The organism is Hyphomicrobium sp. (assembly GCF_041674905.1).
Taxonomy (GTDB): Bacteria; Pseudomonadota; Alphaproteobacteria; order Rhizobiales; family Hyphomicrobiaceae; genus Hyphomicrobium_B.
The window spans coordinates 21159-28660 of sequence record NZ_JBAYUV010000043.1; the positions used below are offsets into that span (position 1 = coordinate 21159).

The following is a 7502-nucleotide window of genomic DNA, read 5'->3' on the forward strand; positions in this document are numbered from 1 at the left end:
AACGCGCCGAACTGCTCCTCGATCATATCGCGCTTGATGGACTTGCCACGGCACGTGCAGCCTTTGGTGAAGCAGTGATAGTAAGGGTGCTTCTTCCCGGTCTTGCTCTTTGACCAGCCAGCGGTCAGCGGCCCGCCGCAATCGGCGCACACGGCATAGCCCCGCAGCGGGAAGTCTTCGCCGATATCAGTGTTCGTGAAGACGCGTAGCCCGCCTTTGATGCGGCGCTGGATGGTCTCAAAAGTCTGAAGGTCAATCAGCCCCTCGTGATGGCCTTTGCGTAAGGAAACGCCCCACTCAGCGGCTTCGATATATCCGGCATAGTGCGGGCGGGTGAGAAGGCGCAGCACTTCTTCGAAGCGAACGGCTCCGGCTGCGCTCTTGCATGGATATTCCGGCTGGCTTTCAAGGAAGCGCTTAACGTCAGCCTGCGTCTGGAAGCGCCCGGAGGCGAAGCCCTCCAATGCTTCCTGCACGATTGTCGCCAGCGGCTCGTCACGCACCAGCAGTTTCCCGTGCCCGGCAACCTTCCCGTAAGTGTAGCCAGTAGGTGCACGAAACACCCAATAGCCATTCATAGCGCGAGCGCGCATCCGGTTTTTGGTCTGCTCGCCGTTCTTCTGGCGCTGGTGTTGGCTAGCACTCGCCAGCACGTTTTCCACGAAGATGGAGTCGGAGTCATCGCCGAAGGTGATGGAAGGGCTTTCCAGCTTGCCGCCCGCTAGGCTGATGGCAAGACGCAGATCGGTGTGTACGCGCGTATCGCGGGCAAGGCGGCTGATGTCATCGATGATGACGGCAATCTCGCCGCTGCCGCTGTGCTGCTTGAGATAGGAAAGCATCGCCATCACGCCGGGCCGCTCGGACAGTGAACCGGAGATAGCCTTGTCAAAGAAGGTCTCTACGACCTGATAGCCCTTACGCTCCGCATATTCCCGGCAGCGCATGGCTTGGGATTCAAGGCCGTGCCCCTCCTCCACCTGCTTGGCGCTGGAAACGCGGGCATAGATGACGGCGCGAGTGGTCTGTGTTTTTGCGTTGTCGTTGGCGCTCATGCTTCCTTCCTTCGGGCGCTAGGCTCCTTCTTGGCGCGTGATGCGGCGTTGTCGTTCGCTTCTGTGGCGCGGGTTTGTCTGATGGCAGACAAATTTACAACATTGGCAGCGTCAAAGCCCGATTTGAGTTGAGAAACATCCACATCCGTACGTGCGCTGTACGCATCATCGACGAAGCACTGCGCGATCAGCCACAGCGTGCGGATGAACTCGGCTTTCTCAGCTTCGCTGAGATCCATGCCATCAAGATGATGGAGGTATTTTTCAACGTCGAGTGTCATGGGCCGCGCGCATCCTTCCCCGCAGAGTCCATTGCACGCCCAGCACGGTCGCGGCACTATCTGCGATTATGGAAACACTATGCACGCAGCCGGATTGCCATCCGGGCAAAAGACGGGGTGGGCGGAAGAGCCAACCTCGCGCTAGCACTAGCATCACTCGAAATAAGAAAGGGGGTGCGCATGCACCCCTGCTCCTCGGCGAGAGCGGGGGTAGCAAGCGCAAGGTGGCTCCGAACGAGGGGCCCCGCCCAAAAACAAAACAAAAAAGCGGGGAGGCGTTTGGATGCCTTGCGCGCGCGAGGGGCAGCGCCCCTTAGCACTTCCCTTGCGTCAAGGATCGAAGCCCGAAGGGCCGAGACTGCGCTGCACTCGCAGGCTCGGTTCACGAGAGCCTGACGCTGGCCTGATAGGGGCCAGCGGGACGCCTGACAAACTTTCCTGCTGGAAAAAGCCGTGCGCATATTCTGCGCGCTGGATTTAAGGGGTGTGGATGTTGATCAGCGCCTGCTAGCGCAAATCGCCGAAACCTTCACGGCGCTGCGTCCGGGAGAGTCGCTGCAGAAGCTGGCTGAATTCATCCCCGGCGTAAAACCACACGCTCATCCGTCGTCAGGCCCTGTCCAATCGTCAAGCTAAGAATCACCGTATCCAGAATGCCGATAAGCCATTTGATGCGCAGTTGTTCGAGTAATACGAGCCGCTCAGATAGCTGATATGAAAATTGGATCGCCCGCCCCAAGAGGCGTTGCACCCGGCGTTAGACGCATGGTTTACCCAGCAGATGAATGGTTTAATATAATCATTGCTGGGGCCGGTATAAGCATACGGACCGGCTGTTATCGAAATGGAAGGGGGATAGCTGTTGCCGGCCTTCCTGGTACCTGCCACCGAACACAGGTTGCTATCGAATTGCGCATTCGTTGGCAGCGTCCCCGTCCATGAAAGAAATGATGTTCCGGTGGCATCCGTGAATCGAACTTCCTTCGTGACCGCCATCGCGTTTAAACGAGCGGTTTGCCATTGAGTCGCAAGTGGTATTTGGGTCCAGCCGCCTCCATTCCCCGTCATATCGCAATAGGCTTGAAATTGGGCGTCTCCCCCACTGCCATCCGGGTCGATAGTGTAATTTCCATCGCCCCCACTGTTACCAGCATCCAATATGGCCTTGCATGAACTCGGATATACAAATGCGCTACTACACAGCCATCCACTTGAACCAGACATTATACTATCCCCGAACGGGCAGGATGGGAGAGAACCACCACCACCCGTTGCGCTCTGCCATTGGCTGCCATCACAAATCAGCGTGATCTCGCTAATATTTCGATCAGCGCTGGCATTCCGTGCGACGTGACCCTCTTGTGCGGCGGTGCATGGATCGCCGGGCTTGATGTCGGTTCCAGTGAGCTGCGCCTGAGCTGTCGTGCTGAGAGTTACAAGTGCTACGAGAAGAAGAAGGATCCTATTCATCGGCAGCCTCCTTCGGTACTGAGGGAATCATGGATTTGATCGCGTCCGGACCTGTGTCCGTCAGAGAGCGCCCGTAGTCGATCCCACCCACGACGTGCAGGCCTTCCTTGTCGAGCATTGCAACAGGCTCATCATCGATGATGAAGACGAATGTCTTGGCCGCCTGGTCGATGTCGATCCGGGTCGACTGCTGGCTTGCGGGTTCTTCGGCCAAGGCCGGGTATCCAGTTAAGGCCGCGATAACGGCGGCGATGGCAATGAATGTACGCATGAACTCCCCACTAAAATCGTTCGTCAAAATCGAAACGGCCACCAGAGCGATTGCTCTTGGTGACTGGGAGTTGAGAACCGTTTCGTTATGAGAACGGTGCGGCAGTCTTTAGCCGCAAACCTGATGTGCCCAAGGCACAGCGCAGGCAATGACCTGAACATACACTGCCGCCTCCCGGTCAAAGCCGAGAAGCGACATCTCTGGCGCGCTTCACCATCATGTGAGGAAGACGCACCAAGTACGGCTGATGCCTGCCGCATAACGAAAGGGGCTCTCACACCCCGGCTGGAAAACTCCAACTACCTTTATTCTATACATTTATCGTAAACAAATAAACATCATTCGCTTTCACCGCTTTCATGGCGGCTTTCCGACGACCTCTAGCCGGGGGATGCAACGGGGGCCAGCAAGGCCCCCTTGCCGAGGAGGCGATAGCCGACGAGAAAGATGGTGCTGTATGACAGCACACATCTTGCGTTCCGTCTTAACGTAACCTTTTTGGTTTGGATGACTTCCTTTATTCCGCTGGGCTTGCTCCCTGCCCTTTCGCATCGACAGCTTTGCTCAGGTTGACTCTGGCTGATAGTTCCGCAGCCGTTTCGACGCGTTCGCTGTAGCGGTCTGTCAGGTGGTCGGAAACATCGCGCGTTAGCAGCGTGAATTTGACCAGTTCCTCCATCACGTCGACGACGCGGTCATAGTACGAGGAGGGTTTCATGCGTCCGGCTTCGTCAAACTCTTGGAATGCTTTGGCGACGGAGGATTGGTTGGGAATGGTAACCATCCGCATCCAGCGGCCAAGGACGCGCATTTGATTGACGGCGTTGAACGATTGCGAGCCGCCGCTGACCTGCATAACGGCAAGCGTTTTACCCTGCGTCGGCCTTACCGCACCGCTATTCAGCGGTACCCAATCGATCTGGCTTTTCAGGATTCCGCTCATCGCCCCGTGGCGCTCCGGCGAAGTCCAGACCTGCCCTTCCGACCAAGCCACCAGTTCGCGAAGTTCCTGTACCTTGGGGTGATCGTCGGGAGCATCATCGGGGAGTGGCAGGCCGCCGGGATTATAGATGCGTGGTTCGGCTCCGAGGTGGTCGAGCAGCCGTGCAGCCTCTTGTGTCAGGAAGCGGCTGTAGGAGCGTGTCCGCACCGACCCGTAGAGCAGGAGGATGCGTGGCTTATGCGTGGATCGTAGCGGCTCTTGCAGGGCGGTGGTGTCGGGTCGCGGCAATGAATCGGTGCGGATATTAGGGAGAGTAAGATCGAGTTCAGACAACGCGGTCGCCTTTCTGGTCTATGACGACTTCGCCGTCTTCTTTGGTGAATGTTCCGATGCCCGGACTGGGCAGGATGTCGAGGACCGCTTCCGATGGCCTGCAAAGCTTGGTCCCAAGCGGTGTGACAACAATCGGGCGGTTGATAAGGATCGGGCCTTTGAGCATGGCGTCGATCAGTTCGTCGTCGCTCCACTTGGGATTGCCGAGATCAAGCTCGTCGTAAGGCGTGCCCTTCTGGCGCAGGAGATCGCGCGGCGTGATGCCCATGGCGCGGATCAAGCCGATCAGTTCTTCCCGGCTTGGGGGTGTCTTGAGATATTCAATGACGCGCGGCTCTTCTCCGCTCTGGCGGATCATGGCCAGCGTGTTCCGGGATGTGCCGCAGGCAGGGTTGTGAAAGATGGTGATCGTCATCGGTTTTCTCCCGCAGGGCGACCCATGATTGTTTGCACAAGGGCAAGCGCCGAGATCGCCCCGATAAATTGGGCCGCAATAAACAAGGGAACATTGGCAAGACTGATCCCCGCAAACGTGTCGGAGAACGCCCGCGCAAGCGTTACTGCTGGATTGGCAAAGGATGTCGAGGCTGTGAACCAATAGGCGGCGGTGATGTAAAGCCCGACCGATGTCGCCACAGCATCAGGCTTCGTGCGCAGCGTCAGGAGGATTGTCGTCACCAATCCGAATGTCGCGACGAATTCTGAAAAACCTTGCGCTAGGCCGCTTCGCGCTTTTGTCGAGACTTCAAGCAACGGCAATTCAAACATGGCGTGCGCGGCCAGCACACCAGCCATAGCGCCCAAGACTTGCACCACGATGTATCCCGCAGCATCCCTTACTGAAATATCGCGCTTGAGCAGAAATATGGCTGTAACGGCGGGATTGAAATTCGCCCCGGATATGGGGCCGAGCATGGTGATGAGAACGATCAAAATCGCGCCCGTTGGCAAAGTGTTGCCGAGCAACGCAATTGCCTCGTTTCCTCCGGCCAGCCGCTCGCCCATGATGCCTGAGCCGATGACGGTAGCGAGCAGAAGGGCCGTGCCCAATGTCTCAGCAGTAAGCCGTTGTGAAAGAGTGTATCCGCCCATTATGTTGGCTCGGGTGTCATCGCCTTGTCGCGGCCGATATCGTCGAGGCGTCGCTGCAAGGAGAGTTTGTCGAGGGATGAGAGGGGCAGGTTCACGAAAATGCCGATGCGCTGGTAGAGCATGCGGTGCGTATCGGCAAAGGCCAGGCGTTTCTCAACTTCTGAGCCTTCGAAGGCCGACGGGTCAGGCAACCCCCAATGTGCGCTGATCGGCTGGCCGGGCCAGACCGGGCACGTCTCGTTCGCCGCGTTGTCGCAAACCGTGAACACGAAATCGAGCCGGGGCGCGCCCGGCGCTGTAAATTCTTCCCAAGACTTGGATCGCGCGGCAGTAGTATCGTAGTTGAGTTTTTGCAAGAGATCGAAAGCGTAGGGGTGAACCCGCCCGCTAGGTTGGCTGCCGGCGCTATAGCCTTTGAATTTTCCAGCGCCAAGTCTGTTCATCACCGCCTCTGCAATGATGGAACGGGAAGAATTGTGGGTGCACAGGAACAAGACGTTGAGTGGCTGTGAGCTGGACATTTTTGGCCTCCCTTACTTACATATCGCTTTTGTTTTCTTGAACGTGGAGCCGCATAGCTCCGGCTGCCCCTGACAGCAATCTTCCGTGAGGTAGGTCAGAAGCTGGCGCATACCCTCGAACTGGACGGCGTAACGGATAAACCGCCCTTGCCGCGTCGACACGAGCAGCCCGGCGCGATCCAATTCCTTGAGGTGAAACGATGCACCCGTAGGGCTAATGCCAACCGCATCGGCTATATCCGAGGAAGGCACGCCCGACGGACCGGCCTTGACCAATAGGCGGAAGATTTTAATGCGATGCTCGTGCGCTAGGGCGCCGAGCATTTCCACGGCGGCCTTATCTTTCATATTACGACACTACAACAATTATCGCAGTATGCAAGCTATTAGTTTTGGCTATTTTGGCCCTAACGCCCTATCCCACCTTGCAAGCTCATCGGCCAACGCGTTCAAAACATCTCCCTTCAAGTCCGCCATAACTTATTGATATTTTACGATAAAATCATAATCTCCCTGAGCGTCGACTATTCCCACGTATTATCCGCGAGTTAGAGACGCTTTCCAGCAAGCGACAGAGAGACGGATCTCCTTCCGGTTTTCCGCGTCTGTCACGCCGAAAGTCTCCTAGCGGCGAGGGAGCGGTACCGGTGCGCGGCGGAACTCTGACATATATCGCGAGCGCAAAAGTAGCTGCAGCTCATACATTATATCTAGAGTGCGATATCCAAGGTGCGCGGAGCACAAGCTCAGTTGAAACCCAGCTGACGAAGCTGGTCCGGCCAGAATGGACTCAGCGAGCCCACTTGCCTCAGCTTGTTCGCAGTCAACTCCGGAGATTGACAGCCTTGCAGAATGGCCGTGGTGATCCGAGGCGCGAGGAAGTTCAATCGGAAGATCCGTGTAAAGTAGGATCGGGTCACGCCGGCTGCTGCAGCCAGCTCTGCGACGGATATATTCATGTTCTGCGCGACCATGTCGTGGAAACAGCGGGCTTGTCCGAGCAAGCGCAAGAGACTGCGATCCGGTTGCCGGTCATCCGATTGAGCGCTTTCGATTAACAGCCTCGTCTCCATGCCGGTCCGCCGAACACGGGCAGGAATGGTGAGCACCTCGATCGAACCGGTCGGCCGTGCGGGAAGCCTCTGCAGATCGGGATCAGGCTTCGTGATGTGCGCTATCATGGCCTGTCACACCACCAATGCGTCCTTTGCGACAGAAGTCCAGGACCGACTTGGCTATGGCAGCTACTGTCGAAACGTCGGTTAATTAGCTCTGTCAGACGACAATCAGACAGATCAAACAAACGCGCGGATATCAGGCAGAAAGAAAGCGTCGACCTTGTCGCTGGAAGGGATAATGAGAAATCCCATGTCTACTTGTGCGAATGAGGTGCCCAAGGATGCTTCATCCCGTGGCTGTAAAAGCCGGAGCAATAATCCCTCACAGAAGCGGCTGATTTGTTCGGCCGCGCCGGACTAAAAGTGCGGCAGATTGGAGCCCTGTGCCTGCGTCGGCGCGAGGGCGGGGATGAAGCAG

At 57.1% G+C, this 7502-nt stretch carries 9 protein-coding genes and 1 pseudogene; all 10 read right to left on the reverse strand.

Annotated features, from left to right (window positions below; all coding sequences use genetic code 11):
* Positions 1 to 20 precede the first annotated feature (20 nt).
* A pseudogene (locus WC026_RS14890) lies at positions 21 to 1055 on the reverse strand (recombinase family protein); the annotation flags it as partial.
* On the reverse strand, positions 1052 to 1336 hold the full coding sequence (locus WC026_RS14895; RefSeq protein WP_372711795.1) for a hypothetical protein: 285 nt from the start codon (positions 1334 to 1336) through the stop codon (positions 1052 to 1054). The gene WC026_RS14895 and the pseudogene WC026_RS14890, both read right to left, overlap by 4 nt.
* 639 nt (positions 1337 to 1975) lie before the next feature.
* Entirely contained in the window at positions 1976 to 2806 is an 831-nt protein-coding gene (locus WC026_RS14900; RefSeq protein ID WP_372711796.1) for a fibrinogen-like YCDxxxxGGGW domain-containing protein, read from the reverse strand.
* Positions 2799 to 3077 carry a hypothetical protein gene (locus tag WC026_RS14905; RefSeq protein ID WP_372711797.1) on the reverse strand — a complete coding sequence of 93 codons (279 nt, stop codon included), beginning with the start codon at positions 3075 to 3077 and terminating at the stop codon, positions 2799 to 2801. Before WC026_RS14905 ends, WC026_RS14900 begins: the two co-directional genes overlap by 8 nt.
* 517 nt (positions 3078 to 3594) lie before the next feature.
* Positions 3595 to 4353 carry an arsenical resistance protein ArsH gene (arsH, locus tag WC026_RS14910; protein ID WP_372711798.1) on the reverse strand — a complete coding sequence of 253 codons (759 nt, stop codon included), beginning with the start codon at positions 4351 to 4353 and terminating at the stop codon, positions 3595 to 3597.
* Positions 4346 to 4768: an arsenate reductase (glutaredoxin) gene (gene arsC, locus WC026_RS14915; RefSeq protein WP_372711799.1), complete on the reverse strand. Its 423-nt coding sequence runs from the start codon at positions 4766 to 4768 to the stop codon at positions 4346 to 4348. The genes arsH and arsC overlap by 8 nt, the downstream gene beginning before the upstream one ends.
* Positions 4765 to 5445, reverse strand: a complete 681-nt coding sequence (locus tag WC026_RS14920; protein WP_372711800.1) for an aquaporin — start codon at positions 5443 to 5445, stop codon at positions 4765 to 4767. Before WC026_RS14920 ends, arsC begins: the two co-directional genes overlap by 4 nt.
* Entirely contained in the window at positions 5445 to 5966 is a 522-nt protein-coding gene (locus tag WC026_RS14925; protein WP_372711801.1) for an arsenate reductase ArsC, read from the reverse strand. Before WC026_RS14925 ends, WC026_RS14920 begins: the two co-directional genes overlap by 1 nt.
* Before the next feature lie 12 nt (positions 5967 to 5978).
* A complete protein-coding gene (locus WC026_RS14930; RefSeq protein WP_372711802.1) occupies positions 5979 to 6314 on the reverse strand; it encodes an ArsR/SmtB family transcription factor in 336 nt (111 codons plus the stop codon).
* A 398-nt stretch (positions 6315 to 6712) separates the two neighbouring features.
* Entirely contained in the window at positions 6713 to 7147 is a 435-nt protein-coding gene (locus tag WC026_RS14935; protein WP_372711803.1) for a helix-turn-helix transcriptional regulator, read from the reverse strand.
* Positions 7148 to 7502 lie beyond the last annotated feature (355 nt).